The organism is Bradyrhizobium sp. USDA 326 (genome assembly GCF_049739485.1).
GTDB lineage: Bacteria > Pseudomonadota > Alphaproteobacteria > Rhizobiales > Xanthobacteraceae > Bradyrhizobium.
This window is the reverse complement of the sequence record NZ_JBMGQA010000001.1, coordinates 1055781-1078977: the sequence shown is the minus strand read 5'-3', so window position 1 is coordinate 1078977 and position 23197 is coordinate 1055781. Positions and strand designations below refer to the sequence as shown.

The 23197-nt window shown below is 63.4% G+C and carries 16 protein-coding genes, 1 tRNA gene and 3 pseudogenes; 9 read left to right on the top strand and 11 right to left on the bottom strand.

Annotated features, from left to right (window positions below; all coding sequences use genetic code 11):
• Window positions 1–23 precede the first annotated feature (23 nt).
• Window positions 24–100, top strand: a tRNA-Met gene (locus tag ABIG06_RS05135).
• Window positions 101–223: 123 nt separating this feature from the next.
• Here ABIG06_RS05135 and ABIG06_RS05130 read toward each other — a convergent pair.
• The 8 genes and pseudogenes from ABIG06_RS05130 to ABIG06_RS05095 form a co-directional block, all read right to left on the bottom strand.
• Window positions 224–1888 (bottom strand): annotated as a pseudogene (locus ABIG06_RS05130) (DHA2 family efflux MFS transporter permease subunit).
• A complete protein-coding gene (locus ABIG06_RS05125) occupies window positions 1885–2916 on the bottom strand; it encodes an HlyD family secretion protein (protein WP_370134738.1) in 1032 nt (343 codons plus the stop codon). The pseudogene ABIG06_RS05130 and the gene ABIG06_RS05125 overlap by 4 nt, the downstream one beginning before the upstream one ends.
• Window positions 2917–2956: 40 nt before the next feature.
• Window positions 2957–3739 carry a 3-hydroxybutyrate dehydrogenase gene (locus ABIG06_RS05120; protein WP_370134735.1) on the bottom strand — a complete coding sequence of 261 codons (783 nt, stop codon included), beginning with the start codon at window positions 3737–3739 and terminating at the stop codon, window positions 2957–2959.
• Window positions 3740–3781: 42 nt separating this feature from the next.
• On the bottom strand, window positions 3782–4957 hold the full coding sequence (locus ABIG06_RS05115) for a patatin-like phospholipase family protein (RefSeq protein WP_370134732.1): 1176 nt from the start codon (window positions 4955–4957) through the stop codon (window positions 3782–3784).
• Between the two features lie 24 nt (window positions 4958–4981).
• The gene (locus ABIG06_RS05110) at window positions 4982–5782 is read right to left on the bottom strand and encodes an acetoacetate decarboxylase (RefSeq protein WP_370134729.1); all 801 of its coding nucleotides are present in this window, start codon (window positions 5780–5782) and stop codon (window positions 4982–4984) included.
• A gap of 167 nt (window positions 5783–5949) precedes the next feature.
• Window positions 5950–6903, bottom strand: a complete 954-nt coding sequence (locus ABIG06_RS05105) for an MBL fold metallo-hydrolase (protein WP_370134726.1) — start codon at window positions 6901–6903, stop codon at window positions 5950–5952.
• Between the two features lie 99 nt (window positions 6904–7002).
• Complete coding sequence (locus tag ABIG06_RS05100) at window positions 7003–8208, bottom strand: NAD(P)/FAD-dependent oxidoreductase (protein WP_370134724.1); 1206 nt, start codon at window positions 8206–8208, stop codon at window positions 7003–7005.
• 532 nt (window positions 8209–8740) lie between these two features.
• Window positions 8741–9721 carry a helix-turn-helix transcriptional regulator gene (locus tag ABIG06_RS05095; protein ID WP_370134721.1) on the bottom strand — a complete coding sequence of 327 codons (981 nt, stop codon included), beginning with the start codon at window positions 9719–9721 and terminating at the stop codon, window positions 8741–8743.
• A 426-nt stretch (window positions 9722–10147) separates the two neighbouring features.
• Between ABIG06_RS05095 and ABIG06_RS05090 the strand changes: the two are divergent.
• Window positions 10148–11078: pseudogene (locus ABIG06_RS05090) on the top strand (helix-turn-helix domain-containing protein).
• Between the two features lie 5 nt (window positions 11079–11083).
• Here the strand turns inward: ABIG06_RS05090 and ABIG06_RS05085 are convergent.
• Entirely contained in the window at window positions 11084–12010 is a 927-nt protein-coding gene (locus ABIG06_RS05085) for a catalase (RefSeq protein WP_370134718.1), read from the bottom strand.
• A gap of 226 nt (window positions 12011–12236) precedes the next feature.
• The gene (locus ABIG06_RS05080; protein WP_370140792.1) at window positions 12237–13112 is read right to left on the bottom strand and encodes a helix-turn-helix domain-containing protein; all 876 of its coding nucleotides are present in this window, start codon (window positions 13110–13112) and stop codon (window positions 12237–12239) included.
• A 675-nt stretch (window positions 13113–13787) separates the two neighbouring features.
• On the opposite strand from ABIG06_RS05080, the gene ABIG06_RS05075 reads away from it, so the two are divergent.
• Both ABIG06_RS05075 and ABIG06_RS05070 read left to right on the top strand, forming a co-directional pair.
• Entirely contained in the window at window positions 13788–13940 is a 153-nt protein-coding gene (locus ABIG06_RS05075) for a hypothetical protein (protein WP_370140994.1), read from the top strand.
• 1906 nt (window positions 13941–15846) lie between these two features.
• Window positions 15847–16008: a DUF2934 domain-containing protein gene (locus tag ABIG06_RS05070; RefSeq protein WP_124162990.1), complete on the top strand. Its 162-nt coding sequence runs from the start codon at window positions 15847–15849 to the stop codon at window positions 16006–16008.
• Between the two features lie 546 nt (window positions 16009–16554).
• On the opposite strand, the gene ABIG06_RS05065 is transcribed toward ABIG06_RS05070, so the two are convergent.
• Entirely contained in the window at window positions 16555–18345 is a 1791-nt protein-coding gene (locus tag ABIG06_RS05065) for a peptide ABC transporter substrate-binding protein (RefSeq protein WP_370134714.1), read from the bottom strand.
• A 454-nt stretch (window positions 18346–18799) separates the two neighbouring features.
• Here ABIG06_RS05065 and ABIG06_RS05060 point away from each other — a divergent pair, with 454 nt between their 5' ends.
• The 5 genes and pseudogenes from ABIG06_RS05060 (at window position 18800) to ABIG06_RS05040 (ending at window position 23166) form a co-directional block, all read left to right on the top strand.
• Complete coding sequence (locus tag ABIG06_RS05060; RefSeq protein WP_370134711.1) at window positions 18800–19582, top strand: MetQ/NlpA family ABC transporter substrate-binding protein; 783 nt, start codon at window positions 18800–18802, stop codon at window positions 19580–19582.
• 128 nt (window positions 19583–19710) lie between these two features.
• Window positions 19711–20725 (top strand): annotated as a pseudogene (locus ABIG06_RS05055) (putative FMN-dependent luciferase-like monooxygenase).
• Between the two features lie 36 nt (window positions 20726–20761).
• Window positions 20762–21376 carry a CMD domain protein gene (locus ABIG06_RS05050; RefSeq protein ID WP_370134708.1) on the top strand — a complete coding sequence of 205 codons (615 nt, stop codon included), beginning with the start codon at window positions 20762–20764 and terminating at the stop codon, window positions 21374–21376.
• The gene (locus ABIG06_RS05045) at window positions 21373–21948 is read left to right on the top strand and encodes an alkylhydroperoxidase domain protein (protein ID WP_370134706.1); all 576 of its coding nucleotides are present in this window, start codon (window positions 21373–21375) and stop codon (window positions 21946–21948) included. Before ABIG06_RS05050 ends, ABIG06_RS05045 begins: the two co-directional genes overlap by 4 nt.
• A 60-nt stretch (window positions 21949–22008) precedes the next feature.
• The gene (locus ABIG06_RS05040) at window positions 22009–23166 is read left to right on the top strand and encodes an ABC transporter substrate-binding protein (protein ID WP_370134703.1); all 1158 of its coding nucleotides are present in this window, start codon (window positions 22009–22011) and stop codon (window positions 23164–23166) included.
• Window positions 23167–23197: the final 31 nt, after the last annotated feature.

Sequence of the window (23197 nt, the reverse complement as noted above, 5' to 3'; positions counted from 1 at the left end):
CAAGTCGCCGCCGCGATCCCTGTGGCGGGGTAGCTCAGCTGGTTAGAGCACGGGAATCATAATCCTGGGGTCGGGGGTTCGAGTCCCTCCCCCGCTACCAATCGTACGATTTTGTATGCCAAGCTGCGACTTTCTACGATTTCCTACTCCTGGAGCTGGCGCTGGACCCGCCACGAATTGCGCTGGCCACGACGCGGCGGCTGTTCCTTCTGTAACAAGACTGTCAAGGACTGGCTTTGTTAGCCACATTTCGCGGAAGCACCTGCTCAAGCGGTATACAGGCGTCCTGGGCAACTACTCCAGACCGTGGCGCTGCACTCCGTTTCGAATATCGGGATAATCCAATCTTCACGACGAAGAGCACCGGCGCCGCAATGACAAAGAGCAGAGCGACCGCATTGAAAGCCGTATCGAAGGCGATCACGGTGGATTGGCGAATGAGGACGCCATCCAGCAGGGACGTCGAAGCTCGGCCGGCCAGCGTGTCCATTCCCTCCGCGGCTAACATTGCTGCCGTCATTCTCAGCCGCTCGCCGATCGCAGGAGTCCCGGCGGTCAGACTGGCCCCCAGCACCGTAACGTTGCTGGCGACGTTGTGTTCGATCAGAGTCTGGAGGACGGCCACGCCGATCAGGCCGCCGAGTTGCCGACCGGTATTGAAGAGGCCTATGCCGGACGCGCGATTGTCTTGGTTGAGGTTGCTGAAGGCAATCAGGGTGATCGATAGAAACAGAAAGCCGAGGCCGAGCCCCCGCAAGAGGACGGCAGCCATCATGTCGTGCGCGCCGCTTTCGCTGGTCGAACCGGACAACATCCACATCGCCACCATGATCGTCAGAATGCCAAGGGGCACAGTGGCGACAGGAGGAACGCGGCGAACCTGCATCAGGAACACGGCGACGAGGAGCGTGCCGACAAAGAACGCACCGCTTGGCAACAGGAGCAGGCCGGCATCGGTGGGCCTGAACGCCAGCACGGACACGGCAAAAGAGGGGATCAGGAACGCGCTTCCGAACAATGCGGCGCCGGCAACAAAACTGACGATGAATGCGAAGGTGAAATCTTCCGATTGAAATGGGGTGAAGTCGATCAGGCCGCGACCTCCAGCCATTAATTGCTGGCCGAGAAATGCCAGAAGCGCGGCCGCGCCGATAACTGCGAGCCAGAGGACATGGTGCGCCTCGAACCAGTTCCAGCGACTGCCCTAATTGAGGACATAGGTCAGGCAGAAGAGTGCGATCGAGATCAATGAGAGGCCGATCCAGTCAAGCGGGCGGCGGACGGGCGTAGCGGACCGCGGGGTGCCGGCGATCAGGAGCAGGCCGGCAGCCGCCAGCGCCAGCGGAACGACGCTGAAGAAAATCCATGTCCAGGACCGACTGTCGATCAACCAGCCCTGCAGTGCCGGAGCGGCGGTCGCGGGTGCCACGACCGATCCCATCGCAAACAACGCCTGAAGGATTGGCTGTTGGGATCGCGGATAGGCGCGGAAAATGATCGCCTGGCCTGCGACAAGCAGGAGGGCGCCAGAGAAGCCCTGCACCATGCGCAGCGCGATCAGCAGGTCCAGCCGGGCGCTAATGGCGGTGATGCCGCACGCCCCGCCCATGACCAGGGTTGAACAGATGACCAGGCGGCACGCATCGACACGCTGCATCAGCCAGGGAGTGGCTACGAAGCCAATCAGCTTCAGCGCTGTGTATCCGATATCGAGCCAGGCGAACTCATCGGGAGTGGTGTGGGTGTCGCCGATGATATAGCCACGCCCGAGCGACAGCACGGTGCTCGCGATGGCATCCGTTAAGGTGGCGAGCACAATGCCCGTGACGAGAAGGGGTCCTGCGGCGGATCGTCCGCGGCTTGGTATGGTGCACGCGACCTTGATCATGAGCCCCTCCCGTGGTCGACGTCGACGCGCGCGGACAGGCCGGGCACGAGCCGGCCGGGCAACGGATTGATTGCGAAGCGGATCTTCACCGGCACGCGCTGAACGACGCGAACGAAGTTTCCGGTTGCGTTGTCTGTCGGCAGCATGCTGAAGGCGGAGCCGCTGCCGGGCGCAGAGCTGTCCACGACACCTTGTAGAGGCTGGTCCGAATAGCTATCGACGATGATGCGGACGCGCTGGCCGGGCCGGATCCGTTCGATCTGGGTCTCCTTGAAGTTCGCCACGACCCACACATCGCTGACCGGTACGATGTCGAGCAGGGAAGTGCCCGGCGCGACAAGGCGGCCCACACGGACCTGGCGGTTGCCGATTACGCCGTCGACTGGCGCATGCACAACGGTATTGTCGAGATCGATCTGGGCGAGGTCGCGCGCGGCCCGCGCCTGTGCCACGGCGGCCAGCGCCGCCTCGCGCTGACTGGCGAGGACGGCGATGCGCTGCTTCTGCGCCTCCACCGTGGCGGCCGCTGCGGAGACAGCCGCTTCAGCTTTCGACAGCGCCGCATCGCTTTCGTCAACCTGGGCCTGGCTGACCGCATTCGTACGGATCAGCTCGCGGCGCCGATCTGAAGCTTTGGTGGCCAGAGCCATCTCGGCCATACTCGAACGCTTCTGCGCCTCGGCCTGCCGGATCAGCGCATCCTGAAGCGGGATCTCCGCATCGACATTAGCGAGGCGGGCCTGCGCGGCCTCGACATTGGCCTCCGCTTGCGCCAGCCGCGCGCGGTAATCCCGATCGTCGATCCGGAACAGGACATCGCCCTTATGGACGGCTTGGTTGTCCCGAACCTCCACTGCCGTGACGTAGCCCGCAACCTTCGGCGCGAGCGAGGTGACGTCGCCACGAATATAGGCGTTGTCCGTCGACGTCTCGCCCGAATGGGCATAGGTCCATCCGGCCAGCATGGTCACGACGGAGCCGAGGCATAGCAACAAGCCGATAACCTTCTTCTTGTTGGGATGCGCCACGATGTCCTCCTACCGTTGACAGCTCTGCCCATTCTCGCGGCTACCGTGCGGTCCAGCCGCCATCGACAGAGATCGCCGTGCCGGTGATCTGGTCTGCTGCGGCCGAACAGAGAAAAACGACGGTGCCGCCAAGCTGCTCTGGAGACGCGAATTGCAGCGAGGGCTGCTTCTCGGCGAGAAGCTCCTCGGTCGCTTCCTTCTGGCTTATGCCTCGCTGCGCGGCCATGTCGCTGATCTGCTCTTCGACGAGTGGCGTGCGCACCCAGCCGGGGCAGATCGCGTTGCAGGTCACTCCGCTCCCGGCCGTCTCGAGGCCCACCACCTTGGTGAGGCCGACCAGGCCGTGTTTCGCCGCGACGTAAGCCGCCTTGTGGGTCGAGGCGACGAGGCCGTGCGCCGAGGCGATGTTGACGATCCGGCCCCAGCCCCGCTTTTTCATTTGCGGCAGGGCCCGCGCGATGCCGTGGAACGCCGCGGACAGGTTGATGTCGAGGATGGCATGCCATTTGGCGGGCGGAAATTCATCGACTGGCGCGGTGAACTGGATGCCGGCATTGTTGACGAGGATATCCACCCGCCCAAACTTCTCGATGGTGGCGTCGATGAGGCCACGCACCGCCTCGCCCTTCGACATGTCCGCGCCGTCATAGATGACGCGCACACCATGCTCGCGCGCGATGCCGTTGCGAATAGTCTCGATCTCGCCGGCGTCGCCGAAACCGTTCAGCACGATGTCAGCGCCGAGCTTGGCGAGTTCCTTCGCAATGCCAAGTCCGATGCCGCTGGTCGATCCGGTAACGATGGCTACCTTGCCGTTCAACATGGTATTTCCTTTCGATGAGCAGGAGATGAATTGGCCGAGAGCTCAGTCGCGGCGGTGAATGTCATGGGTGACGATGCCAAGCTCGGGTGGCGGCGGGTCGAGGCGACGGCCGTCGGCCAGCGTGCGGCGGATGTCTTCCAGTCCGCTCTGCCAGTGGGCGCGCATCGCGCTCAGTCCGAACTCGTAGTCTCTGGAATGACCCTCGTGGGGCTTGGTCTGATAGATCAGGTGAATGATGTTGTGGGAGCGATGGCGCGCTAAATCGGCGATGGCGCGGATTTCCGGATCTTGCTTTGCAGCTTCCGGCAATTTCTCGATAGTCCGCTGCAGCGCCTGACGCATCTTTTGCATTCGCAGCATCTGATCGGTGACCGCGCGCGTGCGGCTCGAATACTGGATGTCCTTCTGCCGGCTCGACACTTCCATCATGTCGTAGGGAACGCGCCCCTTGGCCGACCAGAGGTCGATCTGGAACGCCAGTGTGTCGCAGGGTTCGCCGGAGAGGACGCGGGACAGTGGCGTGTTCGAAACCACGCCGCCATCCCAATAGTGCTCGCCTTCGATCTCAACGGCGGGGAATCCGGGCGGCAGGGCGCCCGAAGCCATGAAATGCCTCGGACCCAGCCGGCGCTCGGCGGTGTCGAAATAGGTCAGGTTGCCAGTGCGAACGTTGACAGCGCCGACGGAAACGCGGACCTCGCCTGAGTTCAGGCGGTCAAAGTCGACGAGTCGCTCCAGCGTTTTCTGCAACGGCGCAGTGTCGTAGAAGCTGGTCGCGGCATCACCTGAGAATGGCGACCACAACGGCGACGGGAAGCGCGGCTTGAAGAAGCCCGGCTGGCCCTGCACCAGGGCCCGCATCGCCGCGAGCGCGTTGCGTACCGAGTGGATGTCGAAAGCAAAGGGCAGGGCATTGGCCAGCCCTTCACCGGCTGGCCACTCGATCGAAAAGGCGCAGATGGTCTCCCAGAACTCGCGCAGCCGATCCACGCGCTCGGCCTCGGGCGAGCCGGCGATGATAGCGGCGTTGAGTGCACCGATCGAGATGCCGGCCAGCCAGTTCGGCCGGATGCCGGCCTCGTGCAGACCCTCGTAGACTCCAGCCTGATAGGCGCCCAGCGCGCCGCCACCTTGCAGCACCAGGGCGACGACATCGTATGGCAGCGACCTTGTTTGCTGCAGCTCAGAACCGGTTTGCTCGCGCATCACGTTCAACATGGCCAAAACTCCTTGCATTGCGGCTCAGCCGGCGCTGCGTTCGATCAAGATTTCGGGCTCGGTACCGCGCCGCCGCGAGACTGCGGCCGGTGACAGATAGTCGTGGACCACGGTCCCGAGGCCGAGGGTGAGGTCCGCGATCACGTGCTTGGCCGACAGCACTTGCAGCACCGGCAGTTCGGCGACGGGCGCAAGCGCGTGCGAGCAGAGGTCGAGCGCAGCAGGCCCGGTCCAGGCGCCCTTCACCGAGATGTCCTCGCAATGGAAGCGCACGAGTTCGCAGATGCGCGCCGTGCCGTCGACATGCGGGATGATCTTGAGCAGGAAATTCGGCGCGGCGAGTTTTCGCGCTTCGGTCGCGGCGTCGAGGGCCCGATGCTTGTAGCCCATGGTGCCGGTCGCGATCCGCACCGAGCCATAGTTCAAGGTGCCGACCAGAGTGTCGATTTCGATCGTGAGCTTCGGCTGCGCCAGCTTCTTGGGAAAGCCCCACAGTTCGCGCCCGCCGGCGATCGGCGGATGATCATTCAGGAACATCTGGTGCACGAAGCTGCCGGCCTGGCCCTTGTAGCTCACCGGGATGACCTGGCCGCTTTCGGTGTAGTCGCCAAATCCGGTTGAGTCGGGCATGCGGATGAATTCGTAGTTCACCACTGGCTCGCCGACTTCGAGCGGCTCCGGCACGATCCGGCGCAGCGCCTCTGGATCGGTCCGGTACTGGATGATGAAGTATTCGCGGTTGACGAACCGGTAGGGGCCGGGCGGAAAGGCCGGGTTCGTCAGCGGCATCGCGAACGCGCTCGCGCGCACGGTCTCATGTTTCATCGGAGTAGCTCTGCTGGTGCTATGATGTGAACGGGCCGCGCGCCTTGGGGGCGCGACCAAATGCTGGTGATCTATTGCGGGATCGACACGCTTCCGATCGGTGCCGCAGGCGCGAACTCGTTTTGCGCTTTGAGCTCGCGCCTCGTTCGGCCCCGACCAGCCAGCTGTCAGTAGTCCCACCAGGCCGGGACCCAACGAAAGAGCTCGCCGGCGGCCGCGACCCGGCCTATGGACGGGAACGGCATGTGCGTGCCCACCAGCCACGAACCGGTCGCCACCAGCTCCCGCAGGAGTTCGAGGCGGACGCGGGTCGCCTCCTCAGGGTCGTGCTCAAAGCCGTTGTGCCATTCGGGGTGGTCGAACGAGACCGGGAATATGGCGTCGCCCGCGAACATGAGCCGGTCGTCGCCGGACGCCAGGCGAACCACGCTGTGCCCTGGGGTGTGGCCACCGGTGCGACGGACGACGACCCCGGGCGCAACCTTGGACTCGTCTTCGAACGGCTGTAGCTGGCTGTGATATTCGTCGAGGAATTGCTTGGACGCCCGCCGCGCCAAGTCCGCGAGTACCGGCGGCATGGCAGTGCGGGAGAAGTCGGGGGAGGCCCAGAACTTGACCTCGGCGGCCGCCACGTGGATCCTCAGGTCCGGGCGCAGCCGCTTCTTCACGCCGTCGACGAGCAGTCCGCCAACGTGATCGAAGTGCATGTGGGTGAGCACCACGTCGCTCACCGAGCCAAGATCGATGCCGGCGGCTTCGAGTCGCTGGCCCCATTGTCCCGCGCGCGGAAAGTCCGGGTACTCCTGTCCCAGCCCGGCGTCGATGAGTATGGTTTGGCCGCCGCTGCGCACCACCACCTCGTTCAGTGCCCAATCGAACGCGTCGCGCGACAAGAACATGTTGTCCAGCCAGGCCGCCCGGACGGCCGGATCGGCATTGGTAGCCATGGACTCGGACGGTGGCGTGAGCACCCCATCGCTGATCACGAGCACCTCGATTTCGCCGATTCGCAGCGCATAGCGCGATGGAACCAGCTCGTCGGTCGCGGTTCTGCCGTGAGGGGAGGTGTTGTCGAGGTTCTTGATTGGCTTCTGTTTGATGCTGCGGATCATCTGGTTCATCGTCAAGACTCCATTGTTTGACATTGAGGTTCGATCTTGATGGTGGGTTCCGGATGGGCCGCGCTTCACGCCGAGGCGCGGCCCGGTTGCGTCGGGCGCCTACTGCTTGGTGACTTGCTCCGGATCGGCCGAGGCGAGTGCGGCCGCGCGCTCGGGCTTGGGCGGATAGATCCAGACGCCGTTGATCTCCTGCTTGGTCTTCTTGGCGACATCGCCGACCATCTCCACGGTGCGCTCCCAGCCGCGCGTGAACAGTGCGCCGGCCTCCCCGAGGTCGAGGCAGGTGACGTAGGCCTTCTGGTGGTAGGGCTTGGTCGGGACGCCAAGCAGTTCTGCCGCGGCGTTATTGCCAGCGAAGGCGCCCATCCGCGTGGCGTGCTGGCACGACATCAGCGCATAGTTGCCCTCATCGTCGCAGGCGGCGCGAGCGGCATCGCCGGTGGCGAATACGTCGGGCACAGCGGGCACGCGCAAAAAGGGATCAACGAGCAGCCGGCCGAAACTGTCGCGTTCAGCGGGGATCTGTTGCGTCAGTGGGGCGGCGCGAATGCCGGCCGCCCAGATCACGGTCTCCGCCTCGATGTGATCGCCGTTTGAAAGCGTGACGCCGGATTTGTCCAGCGCGCTGACCCCGACGCCGACCCGGGTTTCCACGCCGACCTTTCGCAGGGCTTCCTCGATGACGGGGCGGGGGCCTTCACCCATGTCGGGGGCGATCGACGGATTGCGTTCGACGATGATGACGCGCGGCTTTGCACCGTTGCCGAGGATCGCGCGCAATCGGGTGGGCATTTCGGTTGCAGCCTCGATTCCGGTGAAGCCGCCGCCGGCAACGACGACTGTGTCGCGCCCGTTCACCGCAGGCCGCCTCGGCAAGCCATGCAGATGTTTGTCGAGGGCGATCGCATCATCGAGCGAGTCGACGCTGAAACCATGTTCGGCGAGTCCGGGAATATTGGGGCGAAACAGCCGGCTGCCGGTGGCCACGACGAGACGATCGTAGGAAAGGGTCTTTCGCGTGCCCTTGTTCGTGGCGATCTGCATCATCCGAGATTTGGTATCCACCGTCTCGGCACTGCCCTGCACGTAGACGACGTCGACGGCATTGAGGACGTCGAGCAGGGGCGCCGTCATGGTTTCGGGCTTCGGCTCATAGAGCCGTGGGCGGATCACCAGCATCGGCTCGGGCGCAACCAGCGCGATCTCGAGCTCGTCGGGCGAAACGCCTTTGATGTCGCGGAGGCGTGCTGCGGAAAGGGCGGCGTACATGCCGGCAAAGCCGGCGCCGATGATAACTAGTCGCATGTGTTGGCTCCCGTGGTTGGAATTCAAATAGTCCGCGCGCTGTCGCTCGCTGCTTGTGCAGCGCTCGACGACGACGCGAAGAGGTGAAATGAGAGGTCTCGGTCCTTATGGACGGAGGCAATCCGGGATCGATAACATCGCCATGAAGGCCTCACATGCCGGCGCGACAGCCCGACGAACCCAGTGGCCAACCGGAGCGAAGGACGATGGGCTGAGTGGCCTGCACCAAGCCCTCAAGGAAGCCGCGGAGCGGTCCTCACCATGATGGACGTGACCGGCTTGATCATTTGCAGCGACGGCGTGGGCACTTCATCGTCCCCTCCCGCTGCTGACGTGGAGCGGACAGCCAACGAAAGTCCATACAACGTGGCTGTGGTAAGGCCTCTGCGCTGTGATGTGATTGGCAGCCGGCTGACGAAGTTCCTCCAGGTCATCTTTAGTCTCCGTCTGTTGGTTCGGACATGATGATGGTCTAACCGATCAGTCCTGCCGCTGCCCCAGAGGGATTGCCGTCACTGTAGAGCGATTGCTGCTAACGCATGCGCCTCCGCCAGTCGCGCGGTGTCTCGCCAGTCATTTTTCTGAAGGCAGCAGCGAAGGCAGTCTGCGAGGAATAACCAAGCGCGGCTGCGATCGAAACGATTGAATCATCGGTGTCGCGCAGCATGGTCATGGCCTGCGCGTGCCGATGTTGGCGCAGCCAGGCATGAGGCGAAAGCCCGGTGCTTTCCTTGAAGGCGCGGCAAAAGTGAAAGCGCGAGAGGCCGGCGTCGGATGCGAGCGCATCGAGGGAGACGTCCGCGTCGCTGTCAGAACGCAAGCGTTCGATGGCACGGAGCAGGACCTTTGGAGACAACCCACCCGCGCTCGCCTGAAGTGTCGTTGGCGAGCCAGTGTGTGCAGCCAGCAGGCGAGTGGCCAGGAGGTCTGTCAATCGTTGCCTGAACAGCGCATCCAGCGTCTTGTTGCCTTCGAGAACATCTGCTGCACTCGTCAGCAATCGCGATGTAATCGGGTCTGGATACGCAATTCGCTCCAAAAGGTCCCGAGGAGTAGTGTCGGCTTCGCTGGCAACGCGTGCGAGCGTTGTGTGCGGAAGGTAGAGCTGAATGAGACTCAGAGGCGGGTGAATGCCGGGTCGACCAGTTGAACCGGCTGATGTGACGTCCCATCGGGCGCTTGAGCCCGCCGGAATGACTGTTACAACCCCGGGACGTGCCGTTCCGGTCGCAACGGATCGTCCGGTGCGTCGCTCCAGTCGCTGCACGCCTACAGGGTAAGTCATAACGACATGGTCGGCCATAGGCTTGACGATGTCGTGCACGGGATCATGTTGCCAATGGGCGATCGCGCCGGATGATTCTAACGCAATGCGGAGTGGTTGAGTTTGAAGGACGCGTGCCATCTCCTGATCCGCTGTACGGGGCTCGGCCATCTGCGCAGAATCAGAATGCGCCTCGGAGGCGCCGTGCGGATTTTCTTGCGAAGGATGGTGTCCGATGGGTTTGCTCATGACGGAGTGCTCAGCTTCCGGAAAAGGATGCACCCGCACCGCCGGACCTGACCTGCCGGGCTGGCCTGAATCCGTTGCCTCTCGTCTGCCGAATCGACTCTGGGCGGCGCGAATTTTCGTCAGACGTTCTAGGCAGGTAGAACTACGGGGTCTTTCCTGAAGCCGCTGCGTGTTGTCCGATTCTGCTCAAAGCCCGCCGTGCGACATTTTCTGCAGGATCACGATGCAATGCGCGCACGCTCAGAACCGCAAATCAGATGCCTTTGATCGTTGAAATCATTCTGAAAATGGCATTGTCACAGCTTTGTCAGAATGCCCGCTTTCGCCGCAGCGGTACTAGACCACCGCGCGACCATCCTAGATAATGGAGCGACCACGCGACATGATGAGCTGCGCGGTCGCCTTCATTGAATGGAAGTGGGACTGATGACACGGCCGGGCGCCTACGGACGAAGGATCGGGCAGCCTTTGAACCTGAAGGACGCGCCGTCGCTGGTTACGCGTTCGCTCCGAAGTGCCGAACTCGCGGTTGTCGAGACGCGCGATGACGATCCCGTGCCGGGTCTCTGCGGCGCCTTGCCTTCCGAGGATGCCTATCTCGTCAGTCTGAAGTTTCGCGATTACCCGGACTGCGAATGCTGGGAGCGCGGCCGGTGCGTGATCAAGACGGACATCCGCGGTGGCGCAACCTACCTGTACGACCTGAAGCGCGATCCGCGCTACGTGATCGACAAGCCCTTCCACTCGCTGTTTTTCTATTTGCCGCGGTCGGCACTTGAGGACATCGCCAGGCAGAGCGGCGCGGTGCGCATTGGTGAACTCGCCTACGAGCCGGGCATCGGCCATGACGATTCCGTAGTCCGTCACCTCGGCACATCGCTGTCGGGTGCGCTGCATCGGCCGGATGAAGTCAATCAGCTCTTCCTCGACCACGCGATGCTTGCGCTCTCGGCCCACGTTGCCCAAACCTATGGCGGATTGAAGCGCAACACCGAGCTTGCCCGTGGAGGTCTGGCACCGTGGCAGGTGAAGCGTGCCTGCGAACGGCTGGAGTCCGACCTCGGCGGAAGCCTTTCACGGCAGCAGATCGCCGCCGAATTCGACCTCTCGGTTAGCCATTTTTCCCGGGCGTTCCGTGTGTCCACCGGCTTGCCGCCGCACCAGTGGCTGCTGCACCAACGCGTCAAAGGCGGCCAAGCAGTTGCTGAGCGTTCGCGACCTGCCGCTCTCGGAGATCGCGATCTCGGCGGGGTTTGCGAATCAAAGCCACTTTACGCGGGTGTTCTCATCGCTGGTCGGCGTCAGTCCGGGGGCGTGGAGGCGGGAGAAACAAGGCGGCTCGGAAACCGAAACATAGCCGGCTTACTCTCGCATCTTCTGCGATATGGCGTAGGCGGCGCGGCGCGCCGCAAAGATCTCATCCAGGGGATGGGCGATGCCTTCGGCGAGATTTGCCGGATTGAAGTTCGCCTCATTGCAGGTCTCGTTGGCTTCGACTCCGGTGATGACAATCGTGCCTAGCCGCACCGCTTCGCGTTCGTCTTCATCCGGCCATCGGACGGTGACGTCCATGAGGGGATCGCCGCTCCGGTCGAGCAGCGCCATCACGCTGAACCTGACGTCGCGTGCCGCGATCCGCTGATCGAGGTCGTCGCTTAGGAAGTCGGCAGATTTTCCCCTAGCCTCCTCCTCGGTCAGCGTAACCTCTCCGCCGACTGGCTCGACCTTGAATTTGATGAAACGCGTCTCGCCTCTTGAGTTCGTCGCGGGAAAGGCGTGCACGCCCCAGTAGGTCGTGCCGGCAAAGCTTCCCGGCAAAGGCCGCGCAGCGAGATAATTCGCCTGAAACAGCGTTTCGGGATTGGCGACGGAGAAAGCCTTTACCCGAGCCGCGTCGATCTTGCCGCCCGGCCCGGGAATGCGCGCCTTGAGGAAAGCCAGCATCTGATCGAGCGTCCTCGCATAATGTACGGGCACGTTCTGGGTAAAGATCTCTGAGCGCTGGTCCTCGCTGCCGAGGCGGAATGCGAAGCCGCGCAGCACGAGCTTGTCCGTGTCTGCCACATTCGGATGACCGCCGCCTACAGAGAAGCGCGCCAGCACGCGGGACGGCTTGGTAAAACTCCGGGATTTCGTGATGTCACTGGCCTGATCCGACGGGGCATAGGTGCCACGCACGCACCGGCCCTTGGCAAAGCTCGCCCGTGCCTTTGGCGGCGCGTCAGCCATCGCTTTCAGGGCCTCGACGATTGACGCGGCCGCGGCGGCGCTGCTCGGGAACTGGGGCATCCGTGGTCTTCGGCCTGATCTTGGGTCTCGTTTCGGACGTCACGATGGTCCGGTGCCTTTCCTGAACCGGCCATGCCTTGTCCGATCCTGCTCAAGGCCTGTGATCCACACCCCGATCAAGGTCATGAGCGATGGGAATCATCTAGCGGACGAGCCGCGCCGCCGCCCCAGAGGGATTGACACGATTCCAGAGCTATTGCTGCTAGTGCGCGCGAATTCGGCGTGTTCACCGCATCCGTCGCCGCCAATCGCTCGGGGTCTCGCCGGTCAGTTTCCTGAACGCCGCAGCGAAGGCCGTCTGCGAGGAATAGCCGAGCGCGGCCGCAATCGACACGATCGAGTCGTCGGTCTCGCGCAGCATGTTCATGGCCTGTTCAAGGTGGTGCTGGCGCAACCAGGCATGTGGCGAGAGTCCGGTACTTTCCTTGAAGGCGCGGCAGAAGTGGAAGCGCGATAACCCAGCATCCGCGGCGAGCGCGGCTAGTGAGACGTCTGCGTCGCTGTCGGAGCGCAGGCGTTGGATGGCCCCGCGCAGCACAGCCGGCGACAGCCCGCTGAGGGTAGGCTGGAAGGAGGGTGGCGAGCCGCTGTGCGCAGCCAGAAGACGCGTGGCGAGCAGGTCTGTGATCTGCTGCCTGAACAGGGTATCTAGCGCCGCCCTGCCTTCGAGCACATCTGCCGCACTCAGGAGAAGACGGGATGTAACTGGGTCGGGATGGGCCGATCTCTCGACGAGATCGGCGGGAGCAGCCATTCCCGCCTCAACGGCGACGCGCTGGAGCGTGGCCTGTGGGAGGTAGAGATGAACGACATTCAATGGCTCTGGAATATCCCACCGGGACGACGAGCCGGCGGGAATCACTGTTACAGCTCCGCGATGCGTCGTTCCCGTCAGCACGGACTTTCCGGAGCGTCGCTCGAAGCGAAGTGATCCCGAAGGGAAAGCCATGAGGACGTGATCGGCCGTGGGGCCGACGACGTCGTGCACGGGCTCATGCCTCCAATAGGCGATAATGCCGTTCGACGGGTCTGAAGCTATGCGGAGTGGTGCTGTCTTGAGCACGCGCGTCATTTCCGCTTCCGCGTGAGGCCGCGCGCCCATTGAGAGGTCGGGCTGCTGTGGCTCGGAAGTGGCTGGCTGATCCAGCGAGATATTTAGCGAGCCAGATTTGCTCATGGACCCATACTCGCCGGTGAAAAACGCTCAGGTTTGGCCTTAGGACATTCTAGGCGCCGCACGGATTGGGATCTTTCCTAAATCGATCATGCTTTGTCCGATCCTGCTGCACGGCGTAGCACTCGTTGTGACCACCCGCGATCAGCAAGGGCGCCAATGCTTGCGGTGATCCCGACCGTTGACTACAGCACCGGCGCTTCTGAATAAGTATCGAGCTTCGCGTCACAATTTCACGGCGCTGCCCAATGTCTGGCTCAGAGTGGGCCGCACCCACCGACGACGTCACGGGGTTGTCTTGCCATCTGATCTGCTGGTTTACCGCGCGACTTGGCCATCGGGAGCAGTTTGGTTTTTTCAGGGGGATTGGCAGCAGATGCAGAACGCACGCACCGCTGCCATTGACGAAGAGCGAATGTGGAGCAGGGCAGCGCCAAGGTCTTAATTTCGGCGCTGAGGAACTGCAGTGCTTTCTGGGATTTCTAGGCAGCGCCTTTGGAAGCTTGATATCTGGTGCGCCATTTCGGACCAGGGCCCCGCATGTAATGCAACTCGGGCCGGTAGCTATTGCGCACATCCATGGCTAGGTTACGGAAGAGGCCGGTGATTTCTGAGACCAGCTCAGCCGCTTTGCGAGCAAAAGCGAACATTCCTGACGTTCGCGCAGGAGCCGGTGCTATCGCGCCGGATCTAACGATGTTTGTCGAGATCATCTTTTTCTCTGTTCCATTGGACGAGCAGACCATGATGATCTAGTGGATCGGAGCCGTGGCCATGCGAGAGCGATTGCCGTGAGTAGAGAGCGATTGCTGTTAAGAGCACTCAGTGCGCTGCAATCACGGCCCTCTTTACGACGGTTGGCGCCAAATATGCGACGCCTTTCGAATCTCCGCGAGTTCGGCCCCTTTGGCCCGATTTCACGGTTCGTGGCCTTTCCACGTATGTCTATAGGAGCGTAAGACCTCAAGAACTGCCTCATGCGACGGACCGGATGAGATATCGTAGGTTTGGCTGGTGTGGGGAAAGGCGGTAGCGCTCCCCCGCTACCAATTTCCAGCTAAGCAGCTGATGATTTTTCAGAATATCGCGTGCACTCGGCTCGATGGTAGCGGGTTGCGTTATGCTGGTCCCATAGCTCTGATGCCGGCTGCTGGCGGGCGGCGTCGCGCGCGCTGCATTGATCGGCAACGGTGGCGCAGAGCGATGGGAATGTCCGACCAGCTTGAACTTGTAGCACTTCATCGGAGCGGTGGCGGAAGCCCTCCGAAGCAGGAGCGGTACACGTTCGATTTTGTCGTCAACGGGCAATCTCTCTTTGCGGTCACCGGCGCCTCCAACTTCGATTTGTCCGGTTGTCTTTCAGTCCCTCAACGAGAGCCCGAACTTGCCGTTCGCCTCAACGATGGACTCGCGCGACTTCTGACGTTGGCCGTTCCGATCGGTGGCAGTAACCGCATGGCTCTGTATGTCTGTTCGGAATGTGGAGGCCTTGCCTGCGGAGCTATCACCGCGCTCGTGTCGCGGAGCGACGCGTCGTGCGTTGGTCCGACTTTGCGTATGAGAATGGACATAGCAGCGAAATCAAACTGTCGAAGGTCGGTCCCTTTGCGTTCGACTGGACATCCTACGTGACTGAAATCGAACGAGCGTGTGCTGGCTGACGGGCCTGTAGGATGGCTCTTGCGAAACCCGTCACGCTTCAGCCGCCGGAACGGCCGCCAGAGCGTTCAGCGGATGCTCATTGTTCGTCCTCGATGTCGGTTGATGAGTCTGGCCTAGAAAGACGTGCAGCCGGTCGTTTGCCCGTCGGGCAAAACACCCGCTCCCCCGTCAACCCCTCCCCGCAAAAAGATTCCACTTTACCGAATTTCGGAATTGTCGTATCTCTCGCCCATCCCGGCTCATCCTTGAGGGGCGATCGCGTCGTCGTCTTGATCGCGAGCCGGGCTTGCGGTGGACGCGGCAGCGTCGTGCACGAGAGGTGAAGGGCAGGGCGGATTGCTCTCCGTGAGTCCGAACCGCGTGCGGACGAGCGGCGCTGTCAGGTTCGTCTCGTCTGCAAGTTTCCGGCTCCGTCGACAGGGCCGGGAATACTGCGGCGAAATGGCGGGCCGTGCATACGGCAAAACCGTGTGGTCCTGGCCGTCGTTGCTACGGTCAAGCTCTTGCGGATGCGGCAGTTGCGTCAACCGGCGCGGCGCCGGTGAATTTCGCTGGGGCGAGGGAAGCCAGAAGGAACTCGGCTCTCGGGAGAGCGCGGCATAAGCCGTCCGACCATCGCGCAGGGAAGGCCGAGTGATCGGCACCACCTGTATGCTGCTGTGCGGTCTGCTTTGCGCTATTTCGCGCAGCGGACCGCGGGTGCGAGGTCAGCACCCGGCCTTCCCTGTGCCCTCTTGGCTCAAGAGGGTGGAGCGACGAAGCCAAGCTCGGGCGGATTGCGCCGCGAGAGCGCGCCGCCGTGCCCGCTGTCTGACCTTCGAAACGAAGTTCGCCGGCCGGCAAGGATTCCGCCCGGCCGTGGTCAGGCGCAGGAACTCTTGCACATGATCGAAGCTTGACTCCGCAGGCCAGCATCGCCGCCGATCGCTGGCCCGCACGGCCCCGCCTCCAAGCCCCCATACCCCCCAGGGTGGGGCCGTGCTTCCAAGAGGAGGTACAATTGTCCGAGCCGACCGAGCAAGACATCAGAGAGCGCGCACACCGCTTGTGGGAGCAAGCCGGCAAGCCCGAGGGCCGCGAGGAAGAGTTTTGGCGCGCCGCCGAGCAGGAGCTGCGCAACGAGGACAAGTCGAACACATTGCGGACGCCGGATACGCTGTGACCGACAAGACCTGCCCATTCTGCCAGGGGCTGGGATGGGTCTGCGAAAACCACCCGCTCCGGGTTTGGAGTGAGAAGCTGGGCGGTTGCCGCTGCGGTGAGGGCATGCCCTGCACCTGCAACACCGCCGAAGATCCCGAAATAAGAGCGGTGATCGTTGAAGCGGACACGACGTGGCACTGAAGCGGCGCCGGCTTTGCGGCTCGAAGTGCGCCGTCAGCGCACTTGCGCAACCATCACGTTTTCGTTGCGAGATCTTGATGGGGGTCACGGACGAAAGCTCCCCCGCATGATAGGGCGTGGCGTCGGCGTCGGTCGCCCGTTTGCCTGCGAGAAAGAAAAAGCCGCCCGGTCTTCCACCCGGCGGCTTCATAAGTCCCTAGCTGTAGATCGCCTCCGCAGCCTCGTGCGTACCGCCGTTACCTTGTTTGCGGCCATGCCTTGGCTTTTCTAGGCGAAAGCCCTTGATTCGACTGTGACCCAAAGCACACAACGAAGAATGTCGTGAGTGCCGAGGAACCGCCGCCTTCGTCGTGTCGTCTGCCCCTCAGCTCCGATACCACGCCGCCAGGTTCCAGGTGATGGTGTCCCAGCCCGAGATGTCGGTCATGAGGCTGTTGACGCTCGCGTTGACGATGTGGCGCGAGAGCAGCGGCAGGAACACGTTGGCCCCGCAGAAGATCTCGTCGACCTTCATCAGCAGCGCGGCGCGCTTGACCGGGTCGAGCTCGCTCTGCGCGGCCTTGTAGGCCTTGTCGGCCTCGGGATCGGAATAGCGCGAGTTGTTGCGGCCCAGCCATTTGTTGTCCTTGGTGGCGATCTCCCAGGAGACGCACTGGTTCAGCAAGCGCTCCGGATCGGGCTGCGGCTGCGTCGTGTTGTACATCTCCATGTCGGCATAGAATTTCGAGTAGGTGTCGGGATTGCCGACGTCGGAGGAGAAGAACACCGATGCAGTGACCGCCTTGATCTCGATCTCGATGCCGGCCTTCTGGCAGGCCTGCTTGATGATGGCCTGGGTCTTCTGGCGCGGGGCGTTGGTCGAGGTCTGGAACACGTATTTGAGCTTCTTGCCGTCCTTCTCGCGGATACCGTCCGCGCCCCTGGTCCAGCCGGCCTCGTCGAGGATCTTGTTGGCCTTGTCGATGTCGAACTCGTATTTCAGCTTCGGCGACTTGAACTGCTTGGGCGCGTTGACGAAGCTCGCGGTTGCGAGGGCGCCGCGGCCGTAGATGAACTTCTGAATCGAATCGCGGTCGATCAGGAGGTTGATCGCGCGGCGAACGGCGGGATCGGACAGCGTCGGGTGCTTGGTCTTGACGCTCGAACGCTCGCCGTCGACCTCGGTCCAGGGGTCCGTCGTGTTGAGGATGATGAACTCGACATTGCCGGACGGCGTGATGTCGAGCTTGCCCTTGCCGCCCGCCTCCATGCGCTTGAGGACCTCCTCCTCCACCTGCATGTTCCAGGCAAAGTCGTATTCGCCGGTTTGCAGCACCGCGCGCGCCGCGGACACCGCGTCGCCGCCGCCCTTGACCTCGAGCGTGTCGAAATGCGGCTGGTTCTTGACGTGATAGTCGGGATTGCGTTCGGCGCGGATCATGTCGCCCGGCTTGAACTCGACGAACTTGTACGGACCGGTGCCGACCGGCTTGAGATTGCCCGGAGCCTCGCGCGACTTGGCGCCGACATAGTCGCCGAAATGATGCTTTGGCAGGATCTGCCCGACCGAGCCGCCGACGAACGGGTCGGCCCAGAACGGCGTCGGCGCCTTGAAGAGCACCCTGACGGCGTAGTCGTCGATCTTCTCGACCTTGATGTCCTTGTAGGAGCCCGTGGTGTACGCCGCGGTCGCGAGGTCCGCGGCGTACTGCCAGGTGAAGACGACGTCGTCGGCGGTGAAGGGCTTGCCGTCGTGCCAGTTGACGCCCCGCTTCAGCTTCCAGATCACGCTCATGCCGTCCGCGGCAAGGCCGCCGTTCGCCTTGGTCGGCACCTCGGCGGCCAGGCAGGGAATGAGATTGCCGTCCTTGTCCCAGCCGGCGAGCGGCTCGAAGAAGATGCGCGTGGCGATCTGGTCCTTGGTGCCGATCGCGAAATGCGGATTGAGCAGGGTGGGCGCCTGCCACAGCAGGATCTTGAGCGTGCCGCCGCCGCCGGCCTTGGTTGGCTTGTAGGCAAGCGTGGCGTCTGCCATCGCCACGTCGTGCCACACCAGGATCTGGCTCGCGACGGGCGCTATGATCCCGATCGCGGCGACCTTCTGGATGAACGAGCGTCGCGACAGCCTGCCTTGCTTCACCTCGGCGATCAAACCGCGGATCTCATTCTCGTTCATCGGACGACCTCCACCTGCACAAACCGTTTCCGGCAACCCATCATGTTTCATGATGGCCGGGCCGGCAATGCCGGCAAGGCGGGGATGCGACGAAATGACGATGTGGAGAGCGCCCCGGTCGAGGCACGATCCGGATCGCCTGCCTGAGAGACCCAGGCGGCGATCCGGTGCGATCCAGGTGAACTTGGGGAAGTTCTAAGGCCGCACCGGAACGCTAATCCGGCCGGCGCAGATCCATCAAGTTTCGGAGTGTTGCACCAGTGAAAGAATCATTGCCGCGGCCGGGAAATCGCCACAGATCAAAGACGCTCGGCGTGATTTCTTTTCCGTTTGATGTCGAATGGAGAACGTGCACCCGCCGGTGGCCTGCCAATATGGTTTTCCATTTCATTGATTTCGCGCGGCGGAGAAGCGAATACGGTTCCATACTTGTCGCAGACCTACGGAGACCAAGATGTCGTTTCGCCTCCCCCTGCTTCTCTCCGCCGTGCTGGCCGCATGGTCCGCCGCAGCTGCGGCCGAGACCATCAAGATCGGCGTGACGCCGGGGCCGCATGCGCAGATCCTCGAGGCCGTGAAGCCGATCGCCGCCAAGCGGGGACTCGATATTCAGCTCCTCGAGTTCTCCGACTATGTGGTGCCAAACGCCGCGCTCGATTCCGGCGACATCCAGGCCAATTCGTTTCAGAACCAGCCTTACCTGGACAACCAGAAGGCCGACCGCGGCTACAAGATCGAGGCCGTCGGCCTGACCGTGAATTTCCCGATCGGCGTCTATTCGAAGAAGCACAAGGCCTTCGCCGACATCCCCGAGGGCGGCAAGGTCTCGATCCCGAACGACCCGACCAATGGCGGCCGCGTGCTGCTGCTGCTGCGCGACAAGGGCGCGATCAAGCTGAAGGACGGCGTCGGCTTCAAGCCGACGGTGCTCGACATCACCGAGAATCCCAAGAAGCTGAAGTTCATCGAGGTGGACGCGGCGCAGGCGCCGCGCGCGCTCGACGACGTCGACGCCGCCGCGATCAACACCAATTATGCAACCCAGGCCGGCCTTGATCCCGTCAAGGATCCGATCCTGCGCGAGGATCCGAAGGGCCCCTACGTCAACCTGATCGCCGTGCGCACTGCCGACAAGGACAAGCCCTGGGTCAAGATCCTCGTGGACAGCTACCACACGCCGGAGGTCAAGGAGTTCGTCCTCGCCAAGTTCAAGGGCGCCGTGCTGCCGAGCTGGTAGGCAATCTGCCTGCGTAAAGTCCATGTAGGGGCGATCCGGCGGGCAGCCTTGCGCGATGCCCCGCTTGTCTGGAGCTGCGGCAACCGACATCATCGGGGGCGTGGCAATCCTCGCCCGACAGGGGTCGTATGAAACGCTTTGCAAACCTGAAACGCCTGGGCTTCTTCACGCGGCTGCTCGACGAGGCGCCGGCGGCGGACCGCTATCGCTTCGCCGCCGAGCAGATCGTGCGGGCCGAGGAGGTCGGTCTCGATTCCGCGTGGATCGCGCAGCATCATTTTCACGAGCGCGAGGGCGGATTGCCATCGCCCTTCACTTTCCTCGGCTATGTCGCGGCGAAGACCTCGCATCGTCACGCTGCCGCTGGAGAACGCGGTGCGGGTGGCGGAGGACGCCGCGGTGCTCGATCTCATGTGCAATGGCCGCTTCGAGCTCGGCGTCGGCACCGGCGGCAATCCGGCCGCCTTTGCCGCCTTCGGCCTCGACAGCAGCCAGCGCAACGAGATCTTTGCGCGCAACCTCGAGGTCGTTCGCACCGCGCTGGTCGGCAAGCCGCTCGCCGGCGGCGACACGCTCTATCCGCAGCGGCCGCAACTGGACAAGCGCATCTGGCAGGCGACGTTCTCGGTCGCCGGCGGTGACCGGGCCGGCAAGGCAGGCGACGGCCTCTTGTTGTCGCGCACCCAGCCGCGGACGAAGGATGCGCCGAAGGCCACGCTGGCCGAGATCCAGAACCCGATCATCGATGCCTATCTCGCCGCGCTGCCGCCGGGATGCGAGCCGCGCATCATGGCCTCGCGCAGCGTCTTCGTCGCCGACGACCATCGCGAGGCGATGCGCCTCGCAGACATCGGACTGCGGCGCGCGCTCCCGCAATTCATGAAGGGCGGTCACCTTCCCCCGGGCGAGACGCTGGAGGAGATGATCACCGCGTTCGACACCCATGTCGGCGCCGCCGACGAGGTGATCGCCTCGCTCCGCACCGATGCCACGCTGGAGCGGGTGACCGATCTCGTCTTCCAGGTGCATTCGGTCGATGCGCCGCATCCTTATGTGCTGCGCTCGATCGAGCTCGTCGCCGACAAGGTCGCGCCGGCGCTGGGCTGGACCCGGACGGCACCCGAAGTGGCGCTGGCGGGCTAGACGAGATGAACATCGTTGGTTGCACGGGGCTGACTGATGGGTACACAAGATATCATCGACACGCTCGCCGGAATCGAGCCGGGATCGGCTCTCGACGCCATCCGCGCGCGGCGCCTGCAGGCACGCGAGAACGCGCAGAAGAGCTACCTCGCCCTGTTCGAGCCGATCGACCCGAGCGAGTTTTCGCTTGCCGAGCGCGCGGCGGTCGCGGCCTTCGTGACCGGGCTCCACGGCGAGTCCCCCGTCGCCGCCTTCTATCGCGAGAAGCTCGCCGCGAATGCCGATGGAGCGGTGCTGGTCGAGCCGATCAAGGCCGAGATTGAGCGCGGCAAGACGTCGGGTCCCTATGGCGCCTTTCCGGCCGGTCCGTTGTCGATCGAGAACAAGGCAGGGCTGATCTATCGGGTCAGCACGGAGCGCAAGCCCGACCTCGGCGCGAGGCTCACAGCGGCGCTCGAGCATGCACACCTTCTGGTGTTCCGGCCGCGCGATGCCGCGTCCGCGGACATGAAGGCGTTGCTGGCCGCCGGCTGGTCGACCACCGGCATCGTCACGCTCTCTCAGCTCGTTGCGTTCCTGTCGTTCCAGGTGCGCGTCGTCAGCGGTTTGCGCACGCTCGCAGCAGCAAGCGCGCAGGAGGTCGCATCATGAGCACCGTCAACCCGCCCGTCGTCTTCACCCAGGACGAGCTCGGCTGGGTCTCGTGGATCGATCCGCTGCCCGAGGCCGAGCTGACCGAACGGCATTACGCGGGCCTGGTCGACCGTACCCGTGCCAAGTCGGAATATTTCCGTCTCCTGGTGCGCGATCCCGAAGTCCTTGAAGCCCGCACCAGGACCGACAAGGACATCTTCTACAATACCGCGGACGGCCTGCCGCGCGCCGAGCGCGAGCTCGCAGCGGCGGCCACCTCGCGCTACAACGGCTGCATCTACTGCGCCTCCGTGCATGCGCGGTTTGCCAGCACCTATTCCAAACGCCGCGACGACGTGCAGCGCCTGCTCGACGAGGGCGTCGAAGCCGATCTCGGCGAACGCTGGAATGCGGTGGTCAAGGCGTCCGTGGCACTGGCCGCGACGCCGATCGCGTTCGGTCCCGGCAATATCGAGGAGCTGCGCCGTGCCGGCCTCGACGATGCCGAGATCGTCGACGTCATCAATGGCGCCTCGTTCTTCAACTGGGCGAACCGGCTGATGCTGTCGCTCGGCGAGCCCTCGAAATAGGCAATCCTCACCGGCACAAGAATTGCTGCTGTCTTCAACATTGAATGGATGGAGCCGTGCATGAGCAACATCGATCGTCGTACCCTGGTCAGGGGCTCACTCGCCGCCATGATGGCGGGAGCGGCGTTTTCGCGCGCCGCCCTTGCGCAATCGGCCGAACCGATCCTGCTCGGCGTCAGCGGTCCCTTGACCGGGCCAAACGCGCAATATGGCGCCCAATGGAAGCAGGGCTTTGATCTCGCGCTCGACGAGATTCACGCCGCCGGCGGCATCAACGGGCGAAAGCTCGCCTACCAGTTCGAGGACAGCCAGAGCGATCCGCGCCAGTCGGTGGCGATCGCCCAGAAATTCGTCTCCGATCCCCGCATCGTCATGGAGCTCGGCGATTTCTCGAGTCCGGCCTCGATGGCGGCCTCGCCGATCTATCAGCGCGGCGGCCTCGTGCAATTCGGCTTCACCAACTCGCACCCCGATTTCACCAAGGGCGGCGACTTCATGTGGAGCACCTCCGTCAGCCAGGCCGACGAGCAGCCGCTGCTGGCGTCCTATGCCGTCAAGCGCCTTGGCCTGAAGAAGCTCGCGGTGCTGCACCTCAACACCGATTGGGGCCGCACCAGCCGCGACCATTTCGTCAAGGCGGCCAAGGAATACGGCGCCGAGATCGCGGTCACCGAGGGCTACATCGCGGAGGAGCGCGACTTCCGCTCCACGCTGGTGCGCGTGCGTGACGCCGGTCCGGACGGGCTGATCCTGATCTCCTATTATTCCGACGGTGCGCTGATCGCCCGCCAGGCACGCCAAGTCGGCCTGAAGCAGACGATCTGTGCGGCAAGTTCGGTGTACTCGCCGAAATTCCTGGAGCTCGGCGGCGAAGCGGTCGAGGACGTCCATCTCGGTACGCGCTATTTCCCCGAGGATCCGCGGCCAGAGGTGAAGAAGTTCATCGCGGGCTTCAAGGCCAAGTACAACGGACAGGAGCCCGATGCCTTCAACGCTTATTCCTATGATGCGATGAACATGGCCGCTGCCGTGGTGAAGATCGGCGGCACCGACCGCCGGGCCATCCGCGACGCCTTCGCCAAGGTGAAGGACGTCTCCAGCGTCATCTACGGCCAGGCGACGTTCGACGTCGAGAGTCGCCGCGTCAAGGGCGCCATGAACGCCGAGCTCGTGGTGCGCAAGGGCCAGTTCGCGCTCTGGGACGGCAAGCCGACCTGACCTGATGGCCGGAGCGGGCGCTCCGGCCGTG

Excerpts from the sequence above, each read along its gene's own strand:
- ABIG06_RS05105 (WP_370134726.1), bottom strand. The coding sequence starts at position 6,903 with ATGAACCAGATGATCCGCAGCATCAAACAGAAGCCAATCAAGAACCTC.
- ABIG06_RS05045 (WP_370134706.1), top strand. The coding sequence starts at position 21,373 with ATGAGCACCGTCAACCCGCCCGTCGTCTTCACCCAGGACGAGCTCGGC.
- ABIG06_RS05120 (WP_370134735.1), bottom strand. The coding sequence starts at position 3,739 with ATGTTGAACGGCAAGGTAGCCATCGTTACCGGATCGACCAGCGGCATC.
- ABIG06_RS05040 (WP_370134703.1), top strand. The coding sequence starts at position 22,009 with ATGAGCAACATCGATCGTCGTACCCTGGTCAGGGGCTCACTCGCCGCC.
- ABIG06_RS05115 (WP_370134732.1), bottom strand. The coding sequence starts at position 4,957 with ATGTTGAACGTGATGCGCGAGCAAACCGGTTCTGAGCTGCAGCAAACA.
- ABIG06_RS05050 (WP_370134708.1), top strand. The coding sequence starts at position 20,762 with ATGGGTACACAAGATATCATCGACACGCTCGCCGGAATCGAGCCGGGA.
- ABIG06_RS05080 (WP_370140792.1), bottom strand. The coding sequence starts at position 13,112 with ATGGGCGCGCGGCCTCACGCGGAAGCGGAAATGACGCGCGTGCTCAAG.
- ABIG06_RS05110 (WP_370134729.1), bottom strand. The coding sequence starts at position 5,782 with ATGAAACATGAGACCGTGCGCGCGAGCGCGTTCGCGATGCCGCTGACG.
- ABIG06_RS05100 (WP_370134724.1), bottom strand. The coding sequence starts at position 8,208 with ATGCGACTAGTTATCATCGGCGCCGGCTTTGCCGGCATGTACGCCGCC.
- ABIG06_RS05060 (WP_370134711.1), top strand. The coding sequence starts at position 18,800 with ATGTCGTTTCGCCTCCCCCTGCTTCTCTCCGCCGTGCTGGCCGCATGG.
- ABIG06_RS05065 (WP_370134714.1), bottom strand. The coding sequence starts at position 18,345 with ATGAACGAGAATGAGATCCGCGGTTTGATCGCCGAGGTGAAGCAAGGC.
- ABIG06_RS05085 (WP_370134718.1), bottom strand. The coding sequence starts at position 12,010 with ATGCCCCAGTTCCCGAGCAGCGCCGCCGCGGCCGCGTCAATCGTCGAG.
- ABIG06_RS05095 (WP_370134721.1), bottom strand. The coding sequence starts at position 9,721 with ATGAGCAAACCCATCGGACACCATCCTTCGCAAGAAAATCCGCACGGC.